The 15,881-nt window shown below is 71.9% G+C and carries 14 protein-coding genes; 6 read left to right on the forward strand and 8 right to left on the reverse strand.

What is annotated here, in order from left to right:
• Positions 1–19: 19 nt before the first annotated feature.
• The 3 genes from ACS3YM_RS07445 to ACS3YM_RS07455 all read right to left on the reverse strand — a co-directional run bounded on the left by ACS3YM_RS07445 (position 20) and on the right by ACS3YM_RS07455 (position 1,625).
• Positions 20–847 carry an EamA family transporter gene (locus ACS3YM_RS07445; protein ID WP_439939436.1) on the reverse strand — a complete coding sequence of 276 codons (828 nt, stop codon included), beginning with the start codon at positions 845–847 and terminating at the stop codon, positions 20–22.
• A complete protein-coding gene (locus ACS3YM_RS07450) occupies positions 847–1,323 on the reverse strand; it encodes a DUF456 domain-containing protein (RefSeq protein ID WP_439939437.1) in 477 nt (158 codons plus the stop codon). Before ACS3YM_RS07450 ends, ACS3YM_RS07445 begins: the two co-directional genes overlap by 1 nt.
• A 77-nt stretch (positions 1,324–1,400) precedes the next feature.
• A complete protein-coding gene (locus ACS3YM_RS07455; protein WP_439939438.1) occupies positions 1,401–1,625 on the reverse strand; it encodes a DUF7455 domain-containing protein in 225 nt (74 codons plus the stop codon).
• A 257-nt stretch (positions 1,626–1,882) separates the two neighbouring features.
• On the opposite strand from ACS3YM_RS07455, the gene ACS3YM_RS07460 reads away from it, so the two are divergent.
• Together ACS3YM_RS07460 and ACS3YM_RS07465 are read left to right on the forward strand one after the other, a co-directional pair.
• Positions 1,883–3,955, forward strand: coding sequence for a DNA gyrase/topoisomerase IV subunit B (locus tag ACS3YM_RS07460; protein ID WP_439939439.1), 2,073 nt, complete (start codon positions 1,883–1,885; stop codon positions 3,953–3,955).
• Between the two features lie 18 nt (positions 3,956–3,973).
• On the forward strand, positions 3,974–4,183 hold the full coding sequence (locus ACS3YM_RS07465) for a hypothetical protein (RefSeq protein ID WP_439939440.1): 210 nt from the start codon (positions 3,974–3,976) through the stop codon (positions 4,181–4,183).
• A gap of 9 nt (positions 4,184–4,192) precedes the next feature.
• On the opposite strand, the gene ACS3YM_RS07470 is transcribed toward ACS3YM_RS07465, so the two are convergent.
• Genes ACS3YM_RS07470 through ACS3YM_RS07485 form a run of 4 tightly spaced genes read right to left on the reverse strand, consistent with a single transcriptional unit; the run spans position 4,193 to position 9,714 of the window.
• On the reverse strand, positions 4,193–4,687 hold the full coding sequence (locus ACS3YM_RS07470) for a beta-class carbonic anhydrase (RefSeq protein ID WP_439939441.1): 495 nt from the start codon (positions 4,685–4,687) through the stop codon (positions 4,193–4,195).
• Between the two features lie 20 nt (positions 4,688–4,707).
• Positions 4,708–6,480: an MFS transporter gene (locus tag ACS3YM_RS07475; protein ID WP_439939442.1), complete on the reverse strand. Its 1,773-nt coding sequence runs from the start codon at positions 6,478–6,480 to the stop codon at positions 4,708–4,710.
• A complete protein-coding gene (locus ACS3YM_RS07480; RefSeq protein ID WP_439939443.1) occupies positions 6,477–7,202 on the reverse strand; it encodes an LppX_LprAFG lipoprotein in 726 nt (241 codons plus the stop codon). Before ACS3YM_RS07480 ends, ACS3YM_RS07475 begins: the two co-directional genes overlap by 4 nt.
• 4 nt (positions 7,203–7,206) lie before the next feature.
• On the reverse strand, positions 7,207–9,714 hold the full coding sequence (locus tag ACS3YM_RS07485) for a DNA gyrase/topoisomerase IV subunit A (protein ID WP_439939444.1): 2,508 nt from the start codon (positions 9,712–9,714) through the stop codon (positions 7,207–7,209).
• A 74-nt stretch (positions 9,715–9,788) separates the two neighbouring features.
• Between ACS3YM_RS07485 and ACS3YM_RS07490 the strand changes: the two genes are divergently transcribed.
• Genes ACS3YM_RS07490 through ACS3YM_RS07500 form a run of 3 tightly spaced genes read left to right on the forward strand, consistent with a single transcriptional unit; the run spans position 9,789 to position 14,256 of the window.
• Positions 9,789–12,515: a bifunctional acetate--CoA ligase family protein/GNAT family N-acetyltransferase gene (locus ACS3YM_RS07490; RefSeq protein ID WP_439939445.1), complete on the forward strand. Its 2,727-nt coding sequence runs from the start codon at positions 9,789–9,791 to the stop codon at positions 12,513–12,515.
• A gap of 26 nt (positions 12,516–12,541) precedes the next feature.
• Entirely contained in the window at positions 12,542–13,123 is a 582-nt protein-coding gene (locus ACS3YM_RS07495; protein ID WP_439939446.1) for a DUF5998 family protein, read from the forward strand.
• Entirely contained in the window at positions 13,120–14,256 is a 1,137-nt protein-coding gene (locus ACS3YM_RS07500) for an alkaline phosphatase family protein (RefSeq protein WP_439939447.1), read from the forward strand. Before ACS3YM_RS07495 ends, ACS3YM_RS07500 begins: the two co-directional genes overlap by 4 nt.
• A 22-nt stretch (positions 14,257–14,278) precedes the next feature.
• Here ACS3YM_RS07500 and ACS3YM_RS07505 read toward each other — a convergent pair whose 3' ends face one another.
• Positions 14,279–14,941, reverse strand: a complete 663-nt coding sequence (locus ACS3YM_RS07505; protein ID WP_439939448.1) for a thymidine kinase — start codon at positions 14,939–14,941, stop codon at positions 14,279–14,281.
• A 54-nt stretch (positions 14,942–14,995) separates the two neighbouring features.
• Here ACS3YM_RS07505 and ACS3YM_RS07510 point away from each other — a divergent pair, with 54 nt between their 5' ends.
• Positions 14,996–15,880, forward strand: coding sequence for a sulfurtransferase (locus tag ACS3YM_RS07510; RefSeq protein WP_439939449.1), 885 nt, complete (start codon positions 14,996–14,998; stop codon positions 15,878–15,880).
• The last annotated feature ends 1 nt before the right edge of the window (position 15,881 follow it).

Below are 15,881 nucleotides of genomic sequence, written 5' to 3' on the forward strand. Positions count from 1 at the left end.
CGGTGGTGGGCGGACTGCGTCAGGCGGACGCGACGAGGCCGACGGCGACTCCGCACAGCAGGAGGCCCAGGCCCTGGGCGACGTGGATGCGCTCGCGCAGCACGACCGCCGCGAGCGCGATCGTGACGGCGGGATAGAGCGAGGTCAGCACCGAGGCGACGGCGAGCAGCCCGGTCTGGGTCGCCAGCAGGAACGCCACGACCGCAGCAGTGGAGAGCACGCCGGCGACGGCACCCCACGCCTGCGACGAGTCGTGCGGCAGCCACCGCCCGCCCACCGCACTGGCGGTGACGGCCACGCAGACGAGGCCCGCCGCCTGGGCCACCGCGAGCGGGGCGAAGCCGGCTTCCTCGGGGACCTGGCCCATGGCGGCGAAGAGCACCCCGAACCCGAGCCCGGCGATCACGCCGTCGGCGATCCCGACAGCCAGGTCGCCGGAGCCACCGGGCTCCCTGCTGACCAGCCAGATGCCCGGGACGGCGGCCGCGATGCCCAGCCAGACCAGGAGGGCCGGGCGCTCGCCCGTGACCACGGCGACGCACACCGGCAGGAGTGCGGCACCCACCGCGGAGATCGGCGCGACCACCCCCATCCGCCCCGCAGCGAGGCCCTTGTAGAGAAAGGCACCGCCCAGGCCCGTGCCGATGCCGGCCACGGCTCCCCAGACCAGGTCCGGGCCGGTCGGTGCGCCGTCCGTCGCCAGGACGAGGACGATCGCGCCGACCAGAGCCGCGGCGGTGCCGACGAACGCGACCGGCCACGCCGACGTACGACGCGAGGCGAGGCCACCCACGAAGTCGGAGAGCCCGTAGGCCAGGGCGGCGACGAGCGAGAGCAGGACGGCCATCAGGTCGCGACCACGCCGACGACCCAGGTCAGCGCCGCGAGGAAGGCCGCGACCAGCTCGATCAGGATCGAGACGCCGACCGCCCGGAGGGCGCCGAGGGTGGACGGCCAGGCGCCGGCGGCGCCCACGCGGGCGCGCTCGGCGACGTACACGCCGAGCACGAACCCGACGAACATGCCCACCAGCGGGATCACGAAGAACCCGACGAAGGCGAGCAACGCCCCGACCAGCAGGGTGCGGTGGGGGACGCCGGAGGCCTTGAGCCGCCGGCCGGGCACGAGGTACTTCACGACCGAGCCGCCGACGAGCAGCGTCGCGCACACCGCGAAGACCAGCCAGCCGGTGGAGGTGCCCACCTCGAGCGCCCACACCAGGATCGCCCCCAGGACGAGGATGGTCCCGGGCAGCACGGGGACGATGATCCCGGCGATGCCGACGGCGATCAGGACGGCGACGAGGAGCTCGGTGGCACTCACGGGGCACAGCCTCCCAGACGCACCGCGGCCCCGGACGAGTCGTCCGGGGCCGCGGTGGAAGTCGGGTGGTCGGTTGCTCAGGCCTCGCTGCCCGCCGCCGGGGCGTCGAGCTTGTGGGTCTCGTCGTGGACGTTGGCCGCGATCTCGCGCAGCTTCTCGCCGTGCTCACGGGCGTGGTGGGCGCAGAAGAGCAGCTCACCACCGGTCTGGAGCTCCACACGGAGGTAGGCCTGGGCGCCGCAGCGGTCGCAGCGGTCACCGGCCGTGAGGACGGCCTGGGTGGGTGCGGTGGCAGTGGTCACGTCAGCCTCATTTCTGTTCATCGGTGTCTGGCCCAACGTAGCCAGCGGGGCAAAGATTCCCGCTGGAACGGGTGGATCGAGAACGGATTCAAGTCAATCACGTCCCACCCTCCGCCGCTGACGTTGTCCTCAAGCGTGGACGAGTCGTTGCCGAAGTGATACCTGTGAGGTGCCCCACGCTAGCCCTGCTCATACCCGTCTCGGAGCAGGCGTGCCTTCGCGGTCGTCCGGCGTGTCGCCGGGTAGGTTTTCCTCTTGTGGCAGCACCGGCGGACAACACCTACAACGCAGCACACCTCCTGGTCCTGGAGGGCCTCGACGCAGTGCGCAAGCGGCCGGGCATGTACATCGGCTCGACCGACACGCGCGGCCTGATGCACTGCCTGTGGGAGATCATCGACAACGGCGTCGACGAGGCCCTGGCCGGCGTCGCGCACCTGGTCGAGGTGACGCTGCACGACGACGGCTCGGTCGAGGTCTACGACGACGGGCGCGGCATCCCGACCGACAAGGAGCCCAAGACCGGGCTCTCCGGGGTCGAGGTCGTCGCCACCAAGCTGCACGCGGGCGGCAAGTTCGGCGGCGGCTCCTACGTCGCGACCGGAGGCCTGCACGGGGTCGGCCTGTCGGTGGTCAACGCGCTCTCCTCGCGGATGGACATCGACGTCGACCGCTCGCCGACCCAGCAGGGCCTGTCCTTCCAGCGCGGCGTGCCGGGCGTCTTCGACGGCGAGGGCCCGTCGGCGACGTTCACGCCGAAGTCCGGGCTGACCCGCAAGGGCAAGCGGGTCGCCAAGGGGAGGACCGGCACGCGGATCCGCTTCTGGCCCGACCGCCAGATCTTCACCAAGGACGCCCGTTTCGAGACGGACGGCCTGCTCGGTCGCGCCCGCCAGACGTCGTACATCGTGCCGGGCCTCGAGCTGGTCATCCGCGACCTGCGCGGCTCCGAGAAGGTCGAGGAGAAGTTCCGCCACGACGGAGGCATCGCAGAGTTCGTCGAGTTCCTCTCGCACGGGGAGCCCGTCACCGACATCCTCCGGCTGCAGGGCACCGACACGTTCACCGAGACCGTGCCGCTGCTCGACGACAAGGGCCACATGACGCCGCAGGAGGTCGAGCGCGAGCTGACCGTCGACGTCGCGGTGCGGTGGGACACGGCCTACGACACCGAGGTGCGCTCCTTCGTCAACGTGATCGCCACGCCCAAGGGCGGCACCCACGTCAGCGGCTTCGAGGCCGCCCTGACAAAGACGTTCAACGACGCGATGCGCGGGGCCAAGGTGCTCAAGGCCGCCGACACCGACGTGATCAAGGACGACGTCCTCGAGGGCCTCACCGCAGTCGTGACCGTGCGGCTCGCCGAGCCCCAGTTCGAGGGCCAGACCAAGGAGATCCTCGGCACCCCGGCCGCGCGCGGCGTCGTGCGCAAGGTGGTGGCGCAGGAGCTCAAGGCCTTCCTGACGTCGACCAAGCGGGCCGAGAAGGCGCAGGCCAAGCTGCTGATGGAGAAGGTCGCCGGCGCGTCCAAGACGCGCCTGGCGGCCCGGCAGCACAAGGAGAACCAGCGACGCAAGAACGCGCTGGAGTCCTCCGCGCTGCCGGCCAAGCTGTTCGACTGCCGCAGCTCCGACACCGAGCGCACCGAGCTCTTCATCGTCGAGGGCGACTCGGCGATGGGCACCGCCAAGGCGGCGCGCAGCAGCGAGTTCCAGGCGCTGCTGCCGATCCGCGGCAAGATCCTCAACGTCCAGAAGGCGTCCGTCGGCGACATGCTCAAGAACACCGAGTGCGCCTCGATCATCCAGGTCGTCGGCGCCGGCTCCGGGCGTACGTTCGATCTCGAGGCGGCCCGCTACGGACGCATCATCCTGATGGCCGACGCCGACTCCGACGGCGCACACATCCGGTGCCTGCTGGCGACGCTCTTCTTCAAGTACATGCCCGACCTGGTGCGCGACGGGCGTCTCTACTCGGCCGTGCCGCCGCTGCACCGCATCGAGCTGTCCAACCCGAAGAAGGGGATGGACAAGTACATCTACACGTACTCGGACGACGAGCTGCAGCGCAAGCTCGCCGAGCTCAAGAAGAAGAACATGCGCTGGAAGGACCCGGTCCAGCGCTACAAGGGCCTCGGTGAGATGGACGCCGACCAGCTGGCCGAGACCACCATGGACCCGCGCCACCGCACGCTGCGCAAGCTCACCATCGACGACGTCGACGAGGCCAGCCAGGTCTTCGAGCTGCTCATGGGCTCCGACGTCGCGCCGCGCAAGGAGTTCATCGTGCAGGGTGCCTACGAGGTCGACGTGGAGACTCTGGACGCATGAGCCGGTAGCGTTCCGCGCATGATGGATGTCGGGGGAGCCGAGGTGCTGGTGTTCGTCGTCCTGCTCTACGGGCTCGTGGCGTTCGCGCTCTACTGGATCATCCGGCTGGCAGTGCGGCACGGCATCCAGGACACCCACCGGGTCACACGCGCGCGCGACTCGGCAGCCGACCTGAGGCAGACCATCGACCGCCAGCGGGCGACGTACGGCGGCCCCGAGCCCGAGTGACGCGACGGCTCAGACGTGCTGGGTGAGGAGCCCGGTGTCGACGTCGTAGAGGAAGCCGCCGACCTTGGCGCGGTCGCCGATGAGCGGGTGGGTCTGCACCTTGGCGACGTCCTCGCGCAGCTGCTCGAGCTGGTCGGTCACGACGCCGAAGGACTGCCAGCTGGCGTCGACGCCGGCCGACTCGCCGACCTTCTCGCGCAGCTCCTGCTCCGACGCCGACGCCATGGCGCAGCGGGTGTGCGGCACCACGAGGATGCGCTGCACGTTGAGCAGGTGCACGCCGAGGACCAGCGCCTCGAGGGCCTGCGGGGTGACGCGGCCACCCGGGTTGCGGAAGATCTTGGCGTCGCCGTGCTTGAGGCCGAGCATCCGCAGCGGGTCGATCCGCGAGTCCATGCAGGTGACCAGCGCGATCCCAGCGTGGGCCTTGCCGTCGAAGCCGCCGAGGTCGAAGGAGTCCGCGAACTCGCGGTTCGCCTGCATCAGGTCGTCGAAGTCGTCCACGTGACGCAGGTTAGCGTCCCTCAGGCGCTGCCGGTGAAGAGGTCTCGCGCAGCAAGCCGGGTGGGCCCCACCTGCCGGAACAGCACCAGCGCGAGCACCGCCGCGAGCACGGCGCAGCCGGCGGCACCCCAGAAGACGGCGTGCTCCTGGGCGATGCCCGCGACCCGGAGCAGGTCGGAGAACTCCTTGCACCTGCTCTTGCCGTCGCAGACCTCCTGGACGGGAGGCACGGCGAGCTGCTCGGCGTAGTAGCGGCGCAACCCGATCGTGGTCAGCGCGGAGATGCCGACCAGCATCCCGACCATGCGCGCGACGACCACGAAGGCGCTCGCGACGCCGTGCACGTCGTCGTCGGTGAAGGCGAGCAGCGCCGCGTTGACCGGCGCCAGCGCGAGTCCGAAGCCGAGCCCGCCGGTGACGAGCGCGAGGTTGGCGATCGGCTCCTCGATCGTGGTGAGCCCCCAGCGGGTCATCAGCACGAAGCCGGTGGCGGCAAGCAGCATCCCGACCGCCGTGACGATGCCGGGGGACAGGAACCGGATGAGGTAGCCCCCGAGGACCGCGCCGACGGGCAGGGCCAGCAGGAAGCGCACCAGCACCAACGCGGCCGGGAGCTGGTCGTCGGGGTAGACCGTGGTGCGGGCGAAGAGCGGGATGTCGATGAGGGCGGCGATCAGCGCGGCACCCACGAAGAAGCTGACCAGCAGCGCTCCCCAGGCCGGCGTACGACGCAGCGCGCCGCGGGGGACGAGCGGGTTGGCGGCGCGGCGTACGTGCCAGGTGAAGGCGGCCGTGGCCACGAGGGCGCCGAGGAGGTACCACCGCCCCCGGGGCGAGAAGACCTCGATCTTGGGGTCGGCGGTGGCGAAGGCGAGGATCACCCCGCCGAGGGCGGCGGCGAGCAGCAGGGCGCCCACGAGGTCGGCCTCGACGAGCACCCGTCCCCAGCCTCGGAGGTCGAGGAGCGGGTGCGGGCCGTACCAGCACCACGCGACGAGCAGCACGAGCGCCCCGGTCGTGAGTGCGCCGAGGGGGGTGAGCCACCGACCGTCGCCCGCGAAGGGGATGAAGAGCTGGCCCCACGTGAGGTCGCGCATCAGCGACGAGGGTCGCAGGAAGACGGTCGCCCCGCCGGCGAGCGTGGCCAGGAGCAGCACCAGGCCGACGAGGTCGGGTCGCCGGCGCGGCGTCGAGCGCTCGTGCGGGGCCAGGCTGCGGATCGCGGCGGCGAGGACCAGGCCCACGGCGAGGTTGACGGCGAAGATCGCCCGCCAGTCCGATACTGCCAGCACGGCCGCGCCGAAGAGCGGGCCGAGGACCGAGCCGATCTCCTGGACCGCCGAGACCACGCCGAGCGGGACGCCCCGGCGCTCGACGGGGTAGAGGTCGGCGACCAGCGCCAAGGTGGCCGGCACCAGGCCGCCGCCGCCCACGCCCTGCAGGAAGCGGCCGGCGACGATGCTCGGCATGTCGTAGGCGAGCGTGGTGACCAGGGAGCCCAGGGCGAACAGCACGAGCGCCATCACCAGGACCGGCACCCGACCCCGCAGGTCGGCGATGCGCCCGATGAGCGGCAGCATCGCGACGTAGCCGAGCAGGAAGCCGCTGACGATCGGGGCGGCTCGCTGGAGCTGGTCGATCGGCACCCCGACGCCGGTCATCATGTCGGGCAGCGCCAGCACCACGACGTACGTGTCGGCTGCCGCGAACGCGACGGCGACCGCGGCCATCGACAGGAGCAGCCGCGACGTGCGCGAGACCTCCCCGGTCCCGGCCCCGGTCGGGCTCGTCACGGCTTGGAGATCTGCTTCTCGGTGCCGTAGTCGGCGAAGTCGACGGTGTAGGTCATCGGGTCGGTGTGCGGGTAGAAGACGCCGGTGAGCGTCGCCTTGCGCAGCTCGCCCTCGTCGGTGACCTGCCACTCGACGTCGAAGGAGTCGCCGGCCGACGACGGGATGACCGCGTCCATGGCGTCGCCGGGCACGGTGCCGGAGTAGGTGGTGAGGATCTCGGAGTTGTCCGCACCGCCGCGCACGCTCTCACCGGCCTCGGGCGACTCGGTGAGCGTGAGCAGGCCGGCGAAGCCGTCCTCGCCGACGAGCCCGGACGGGTCGGGGGCGCCGTACTCCTTGGGGTTGACCTTGTCCCAGGCGCCGTTGGTGAACGGCAGCTGGGCGTAGACCGTGTCGTCGACGGCGATCACCGGCACGTCGACCGTCTGGCCCGCGAAGACGACCGTGATGGTGCCGTCGAAGGCAGGGGCGTCGGTGACGGTCCCGGCCGCCTTGGCGATGCCCGAGACGCCCTCGGGGAGCTTGCTCGTCGAGAGGGTCAGGTCGACGCCGCTGGTCTCGGCCAGCTGGGTGGAGGCTTCGGCCAGCACCTCCTCGGGCGACGTGCCCTCCTCAGCAGGGGTCTCGGCGCCGCCGGAGCAGGCGACGAGGGTGGGCACGGCGAGCACCGCCGCGGTCACGGCAGCGGCGAGACGTCCGGAGGTCCGGGCACGAGCGAGCATGGCGTCAGCCTTCCACAGGGGCGGGCGCGACGTCGGACGCGGCGGCGGCCCGCACGGCGGGCTGCGCGGCGACCGGGGACGCGACGGCGGCGATCGGCTGGGAGGCGGGTACGCCGGAGCCGTCCCGCCGTCCGTTGGCCTCGGGCAGGTCGATCGGGGCACCGCTGGCGGCGGCGGCCCGCGCGGGACCCGGTCCGGCCCACGCGGCCACCAGCGTGTCCTCGCCCTTGAGGAAGCGGTGGCTCCGGACGCCACCCGTGGCGCGCCCCTTGCCGGGGTACTCGCTGAACGGCGTCACCTTGACGGCGCCGGCCTCGGTGCCCGGCAGGGCGGTCGATGACCCCGACGCGGTCACGACGACCGCGTCGGTGGGCTCGAAGGCGCCGAAGAAGGCGACCTGCTGGCCCGCGCCGAGCTTGATGCCGGCCATGCCTCCGCCCGCGCGGCCCTGAGGTCGCACACCGGCCGCGGAGAAGTGGAGGAGCTGGGCGTCGGTCGAGATGAAGCAGAGCTCCTCCTCGCCCGTGGCGAGCTCGACGACACCGACCACCTCGTCACCGTCCTTGAGGCCGATGACCTCCCACTCGTCACGGTTGAGCACCTCGGGGTTGACCCGCTTGACGATGCCGTCCCGGGTGCCGATCGCCAGCCCCGGGCCGTCGGTCGGGAGGGAGGTGAGGGCGAGCGCGCGCTCGCCCGCCCCGAGCGAGAGGATCTCGCTGAGCGGGAGGCCGCCCTGGAGGTTGGGGTCGTTGGCGGAGTCGGGCAGCTCGGGCATGTCGAGCACGGCCACCTTGAGCAGACGTCCCCGGCTGGTCACGACACCGACCTCCGCGCGGGCGGTCGTCCGCACGGCGCTCGTCACCACGTCGTGGTTCGCCCGTCCCTCGCCCTGGCCGGGGGCCGCGCCCGACGACGTACGTGCCAGCAGCCCGCTCGAGGACAGCAGCGCGAAGCACGGGTCGTCGGCCACCTCGAGCGGCGTCGCCGACGCGGCGGTGACGGTGGTGCCGGCCGAGGCCAGCAGGACCGTGCGCCGCGGGGTGCCGTGCTCCTTGGCGACATCGGTCAGCTCGTCGGAGACGACCTTCCGGAGCAGCTTCTCGTCGGCGAGGATCGAGTCGAGGTACTCGATCGTGCGCTCGAGCTCGCTCTTCTCCTTCTCCAGCTCCAGCCTGGAGAACTTCGTCAGGCGGCGCAGCGGCATGTCGAGGATGTAGTCGGCCTGGATCTCGGTGAGGTCGAAGACCGAGATGAGGCGCTCCTTGGCCGCCGGCGCGTTGTCCGACCCGCGGATGACCTGGATGACCTCGTCGATGTCGAGGATCGCGATGAGCAGGCCGTCGACCAGGTGCAGCCGGTCGGCGGCCTTGGCGCGACGGTGGGTGGACCGCCGGCGTACGACGTCGAAGCGGTGCCCGAGGAAGACGTCGAGCATCTCCTTGAGGCCCAGCGTCCGCGGCTGGCCGTCGACCAGCGCGACCGCGTTGATGCCGAAGGAGTCCTCGAGCGCGGTCTGACGGTAGAGCTGCTCGAGGATCGCCTCGGGGACGAAGCCGTTCTTCACCTCGATCACCAGCCGCAGGCCGTGCTCGCGGTCGCTGAGGTCCTTGATGTCGGCGATGCCCTGGAGCTTCTTGGACAGCACGAGCTTCTTGATCTGCTCCATGACCCGCTCGGTGCCGACGCCGTAGGGGAGCTCGGTGACGACGATGCCCTTGCGCCGGGCCGTCACCGACTCGATGCGCGCCGTGGCCCGCATCTTGAAGGTGCCGCGACCGGACTCGTAGGCGTCACGGATGCCGTCGAGGCCGACGATCTTGCCTCCGGTCGGCAGGTCGGGTCCGGGGATGAACCGCATCAGGTCGTCCAGGGACGCCTTCGGGTGCGTGATGACGTGCTTGAGCGCCTGCACGACCTCGACCAGGTTGTGCGGCGCGATGTTGGTCGCCATGCCGACCGCGATGCCGGCGGAGCCGTTGACGAGCAGGTGGGGGATGGCGGCCGGGAGCACGACCGGCTCCATCTCGCGCGAGTCGTAGTTGGGCTTGAAGTCGACGGTGTCCTCGTCGATCGAGGCCGTCATCGCCACGGCGGCGGGGGCCATGCGGCACTCCGTGTAGCGCATGGCGGCGGGGGAGTCGTCGGGCGAGCCGAAGTTGCCGTGGCCGTCGACCGTCGGCAGCCGCATCGACCACGGCTGCGCCATGCGCACCAGGGCGTCGTAGATCGCGCCGTCGCCGTGCGGGTGCAGCCGGCCCATGACCTCGCCGACGACGCGGGCGCTCTTGACGTGGCCGCGGTCGGGCCGCAGCGACATGTCGTCCATCGTGTAGAGGATGCGGCGCTGCACCGGCTTGAGCCCGTCGCGTGCGTCGGGCAGGGCCCGCGAGTAGATGACCGAGTAGGCGTACTCGAGGAACGACGACTGCATCTCGTCTCGGATGTCGGTGTCGAGGATGTGCTCCTCGAAGTCGTCCGGAAGGGGCTGCTTCGCCGTACGTCGTGCCATGCGGTCCATTCTCCCCGGTTGCTCCACTCGGTCCGCCGGGGGCACGCCGAGCGCGGGCCGGATAGATTGCAGCCGTGACCAGAGCGGACGCCGACGCAGACGAGCTGGGCGCGCCGCCGCCCGCCCCTCGCCACTGGGAGGCCGACGTCCTCCTGCGCGACGGGCGTACGGCCCACATCCGGCCGATGCAGCCCGAGGACCGTGACCTCCTCGTCGACTTCTACAGCCGCGTGTCGGACCAGTCGAAGTACTACCGCTTCTTCTCCCCGATGCCCGAGCTCTCCGAGCGCGACCTCGACCGCTTCACCCACGTGGACCACCGCGACCGCGTCGCGCTCATCCTGCTCGTGGGCGGCGACATGATCGCCGTGGGCCGCTACGACACGATCCGGCCGGGCTACGCCGAGGTGGCTTTCCTGGTCGAGGACCGGCACCAGGGCCGCGGCATCGGCCAGCTCCTGCTCGAGCACCTCGCGCAGGCCGGCCGCGAGCGTGGGATCGAGGAGTTCGTCGCCGAGGTGCTCCCCGACAACCAGGCCATGATCCACACCTTCAAGGACGCCGGCTACCAGGTGAAGAGCGCCTTCGAGGACGGCGTGATGGAGCTGGTCTTCCGGATCGACCCGACCGAGACGGCGATCGGTGTCATGGAGCAGCGTGAGCACCGTGCGGAGTACGCCTCGATCGAGCGCTTCCTCGCGCCGCGCTCGGTGGCGATCATCGGTGCCAGCCGCCGCCAGGAGACGATCGGGCGGGCGCTGGTTCGCCACCTGGTGCTCGGCAACTTCGCCGGGCGCATCCACGTGGTCAACCCCAACGCCGACTCCGTCTCCGGCATGCCGGCGTGGAAGACCGTGGGCGAGATCCCCGGCGAGGTGGACGTCGCCGTCGTGGCCGTGCCGGCCGAGTCGGTGCAGGACGTGGTGCTCGATTGCGCAGCCAAGGGGGTGCACGGCCTCGTCGTGATCTCGTCGGGATTCGCCGAGACCGGCGAGGAGGGCCGCATGCGTCAGCGCCGCCTGGTCGGCCTGTCCCGGTCCTACGGTCTGCGGCTCATCGGTCCCAACGCGCTCGGCATCATCAACACCGACCCCGACGTCTCGCTCAACGCCTCGCTGTCGTCGGTGATGCCGCCGCGCGGGCGCGCCGGCTTCTTCTGCCAGTCCGGTGCGCTCGGCAGCGCGATCCTGGAGAAGGTGCAGAACCGGGGTCTGGGCCTCACCACCTTCGTGAGCGCCGGCAACCGCGCCGACGTCTCGGGCAACGACCTCCTGCAGTACTGGGAGGAGGACGACGCCACCGAGGTCGTGCTGCTCTACCTCGAGTCCATCGGCAACCCGCGCAAGTTCTCCCGGGTGGCCCGTCGGGTCAGCCGGCGCAAGCCGATCGTCGCGGTGCGCTCCGGTCGCAGCTCGCAGGGCGTGCCGATGGGGCACGCGGTGCGCAAGATCGGCGCGCCGCCCGAGGCGGTCGACGCCATGTTCCGCCAGGCCGGGATCATCCAGGTCGAGTCGCTGGAGGAGATGTTCGACGTCGCCCAGCTGCTCGCCCACCAGCCGCTGCCGCGCGGACGCCGGGTCGCGATCGTGGGCAACTCCGACGCCCTCGGCCTGCTCGCCACCGACGCCGCCAACTCGGTGGGCCTGGTGGTCAACAAGCAGGTCGCCCTGGGCGCCGACGCCACGTCCGAGGACTTCGAGGACGCCCTGGACGGCGCGATCGACGACCCGGAGGTCGACTCCGTCGTCGCGATCTTCATCCCACCCCTCAACGTGGCGGGGGCGCGCGAGGAGGTCGCCAACGTGCTCGCCGCGGTGGGTGAGCAGTCCGACAAGCCGATCGTCTCCACGTTCCTCGGCACCGAGGGCGTCCCCGAGCTGCTGCGGGTGCCCGACGTGGCCGGATCGTCGGCCGGGCGCGGGTCGGTGCCGTCGTACCCCGCCGTCGAGGCCGCCGTGCGTGCCCTCGCGCGCGTCGTGGAGTACGCCGTGTGGCTGCGCGTGCCGCAGGCGAGCGTCGCCGAGCCGGGCTCGGCCGACCTCGACGCCGCGCGCCACCTCGTCAACGAGGTGCTGATGAACCACCCCGAGGGCCGCGACCTCGACTTCGAGGAGCAGCACCGCCTGCTGGCCGCCTACGGCATCGACCTCTGGGACACCTACGCGGTGGAGTCCCTCGACGAGGCGACCACCGCCGGGGAGACGCTGGGCTGGGACGTCGTGCTCAAGGCCACCGCCGACCACCTGCGCGACCGGCCCGACCTCGCCCACGTCTGGCGCAACATCGACACCCCCGCGGAGATGGCCGACGCGTGGCGCTCGCTCAACACGCTGATCACCGACCCGGACAACGCCGGCTTCGTCGTGCAGCGCAACGCCGCCCCCGGCGTCCCGGTGACGATCGCGACGATGGAGGACCCGTTGTTCGGGCCGGTGCTCTCGTTCGGCATCGGCGGGCCCCTGACCGAGCTGCTGGGGGACCGGGCCTACCGGATCCCGCCGCTGGCCGAGCACGACGCGCAGGACATGGTCCGCGAGATCAAGGCCTCGCCGCTGCTCTTCGGCTATCGCGGCAGCGAGATCGTCGACGTCGAGGAGATCGAGCGGCTGGTGCGCCAGGTCGCCCAGCTGCAGCACGACCTCCCGCAGGTCCGCACGCTCCAGCTGCCACTGGTCCTCGCCGGCGCCGACGGGGCGACCGTGCTCGGCGCCAACGTGCGGGTCGAGCCGGTGAAGGACCCGCGGTCGGACTGGTTCGTCCGTCGTCTCAGCACGATGCCGGGGGACACTCTCCCCGATTGAGCGCGGCCCCGTGACAGACTGGATCCATGCCCCGCTCGACCCGTGACGCGGACGTCTCCCACGACCTCCGCCAGGCGATCCACCGCACCGGCTACTACCCCGAGGTCGTCGCCGACGGCGTCTTCTCCGCCGCAGGCGGCGAGGAGGTCGTCTCCTACTTCGTGCACCACGAGACGACGTTCGACCACGAGGAGGTACGCCGGCACCTGACGGCGCTGCTCCTGACGCCGACCCGCCTCGTGATCGCCCACACCGACGAGCACCCCGGCGACGACCTGCTGCCCGAGCCCTACACCTCGACCACCACCGAGGCGGTCACGCTGACCGCGATCCGCACGGTGGTCGTCACCCGGATGGTCGCCAACCCCACCGCCGGGGTCGCGCCGCCCGCCGAGGCGGTGCTGACGATCGGCTGGGGCGGCGTCGGCCGCCTCGACCTCGAACCCGCCGCGTGCTCGGATCCCGGCTGCGACGCCGACCACGGCTACACCGGCACGCTGGCCGGCGACGACTACACCCTGCGGGTCTCCGCCGCGGCCGAGGGAGCCGATGCGGTCGGCGGCCTGCTGGCCTTCGCGGACGCGCTGTCCGCGCGCACGCGGGGATGAGGGTCCCGTCGGCACCGGACACGTTCACCCCGCCGGCCTACGGCGACCGGTCGCTGGCCGACGTCGTGCCGTCGGTGGCCCGCGCGCTCGGCGCCGAGCTGGACGGCCACCCCGCTGGGCTGGAGCTGCCGCCCGCGCCGTCGTACGTCGTGTTCCTCGTCGACGGCATGGGCGCCGAGCTCCTGACCCGCTACGGCCACTCCGCGCCGTACCTGTCCTCGCTCGTCGAGGGAGGCGCCACCGGGACGGCCGGCGTCCCGTCGACGACCGCCACGTCCCTGACCTCCCTCGGCACCGGGCTGGTCCCGGGAGCCCACGGGCTCGTCGGGTTCACCGCCCGCATCCCCGGCACGGACCGCCTGCTCAACCACCTCTGGTGGGACAAGGGCGTCGACCCGCTCGAGTGGCAGCCCCACCCGACCGCGCTGGGGCGGCTGGCCCGTGCAGGCGTCCACGTCACCGCGGTCAACAAGCGCGACTTCGACGGCTCGGGGCTGACCGTCGCCTCCCAGCGCGGAGCGACGTACGTCGGGGCGGACCGCGTCGGTGAGCGCATCGCGGCCGTCGTCGCCGCATCGTGGCACCAGCCGTCCCTGACCTACGTCTACGACTCCGACCTCGACTGGACCGGTCACAAGTTCGGCGTCGCCTCGACCCAGTGGCTCCAGCAGCTGGCGATGGTCGACGCCGAGGCGGAGCAGATGCGCGAGGCCCTCCCGGCTTCGACCCGCTTGCTGGTGGTCGCCGACCACGGCATGGTCGACAGCCCCCGCGACGCGCGGGTCGACGTCGACGAGGTCGACGGGATGCGCGACGGGGTCGCCCTGCTGGGCGGGGAGGCCCGCTTCCGGCACCTGTACTGCTCGGCCGGGGCCGTCCAGGACGTGCTCGACACCTGGCGCGAGGTGCTGGGGGAGCGCGCCACCGTGCTGACCCGCGAGGACGCGATCGGGCGGGGCTGGTTCGGCCAGGTCCAGCCGGGGGTGCTGCCACGCCTCGGCGACGTGATGGTCGCCTGCCACGGCGACACCGCCCTCATGTCCTCGCGCGACTTCGCCTACGAGGACACCCTCGTCGGCCTGCACGGCTCCCTCACGTCGACCGAGATGCTGATCCCCATCCTCGTCGGCTGAGCAGACCCGACCCGGCGCGTGGTCAGCCGAAGGGCAGCGGCTCGGGAGCGAGGCTGACGGCCTTGGCCCGGGCTGCGGTGAGCCGGCGGCGGTGGTGCTGGCGGCACAGGACCTCGTAGGCCACGTCCTGGGGACCCCCCGGTGGCTCGTCCGCCTGCTCGACGTCACCGACGACGATCACCTCGCCCTCGACCACCATCGCGCCGTTCTCCGTGCGGGCGTTGTGGGTCGCGCGCTTGCCGCACCAGCAGAGGGCCTCGACCTGGAGCACGTTCATCCGGTCGGCGAGCTCCACGAGCCGGCTGCTGCCGGGGAAGAGGATCGAGCGGAAGTCGGTGAGGATGCCGAAGGCGAAGACGTCGATCTGGAGCTCGTCGACGACCTTGGCGAGCTGGTCGATCTGCTCACGCGTGTAGAACTGGGCCTCGTCGCAGATGAGGTAGTCGATCCGCCCGCCGCGCGTCAGCGTGTCGACGACGTAGGCCCAGAAGTCGAAGTCGGCGTCGACCTCGAGGGCGTCGTGCGTCAGCCCGAGGCGGCTGGACACCACGGCCTGCCCCGCGCGGTCGTGGGTGGTGAAGATCCGGCCGACGCGTCCCCGGGCCGCGTGGTTGTGGTTGGTCTGGAGCGCCAGCGTCGACTTGCCGGAGTCCATCGTGCCCGTGAAGAAGTGCAGTTCAGCCATGACCGGCCGATCTTGTCACAGCGGTCGTGCCGTCCGGCGGTTACCGTGCCGGGCATGGACGACGCCAGTGAGAAAGATGACGACGCCCGGATCGACGCGATCGCCGGTGCGGTCGCCGCCGAGCGGCGCGGCCCGCTGATCAGTCCAGGCGAGCTGGCGGCCGACCTCGACCGCTTCACCGTGCTCGACGTCCGCTACGTCATGGGTGGTCCGCCGGGCCGCGAGCAGCACGCGGCCGGCCACGTCCCGGGTGCGGCCTACGTCGACCTCGACCAGGACCTGGCGGACCCGCCGGGCGCAGGGGGCCGCCACCCGCTGCCGGACGAGGCCCGCTTCGAGGCGGCGATGCGTCGCGCAGGGGTGCGCCGGGACCGGCCCGTGGTCGTGTACGACGACTGGCAGGGGCGCGCGGCAGCCCGCGCCTGGTGGCTGCTGCGCCACCACGGCCACGACGACGTACGCGTCCTCGACGGTGGCTGGAGCGCCTGGCTCACAGACGGGCACCCGGCGGAGGCGGGGGAGCCGCACACCGAGCCCGGCGACTTCACGCTGGCCGACGCCAAGCAGATGGCGGTGGTCGAGGCCGACGGCGTGCTCGCGGTCGACGTGCTCGTCGACGCCCGGGCGCCCGAGCGCTTCGCGGGCGAGACCGAGCCGGTCGACCCGGTGGCCGGGCACATCCCCGGGGCGGTCAACGTGCCGACGAGCGACAACCTGGACGAGCGCGGCCGGTTCCGCTCGCCCTCCGAGCTCCGCGAGGCCTACGCGCGGGTGGGCGCCGACTCCTCCGACGCGGTCGCGGCCTACTGCGGGTCCGGGGTGACGGCCGCGCACGACGTGCTGGCGATGGAGGTGGCAGGCATCAGGGCCGCCCTCTACCCGGGCAGCTGGAGCGGCTGGATCACCGATCCGTCGCGCCCGGTCGAGACCGGGCGCTGAT

Source organism: Nocardioides sp. N13(2025), assembly GCF_051912545.1.
Lineage (GTDB): Bacteria > Actinomycetota > Actinomycetes > Propionibacteriales > Nocardioidaceae > Nocardioides.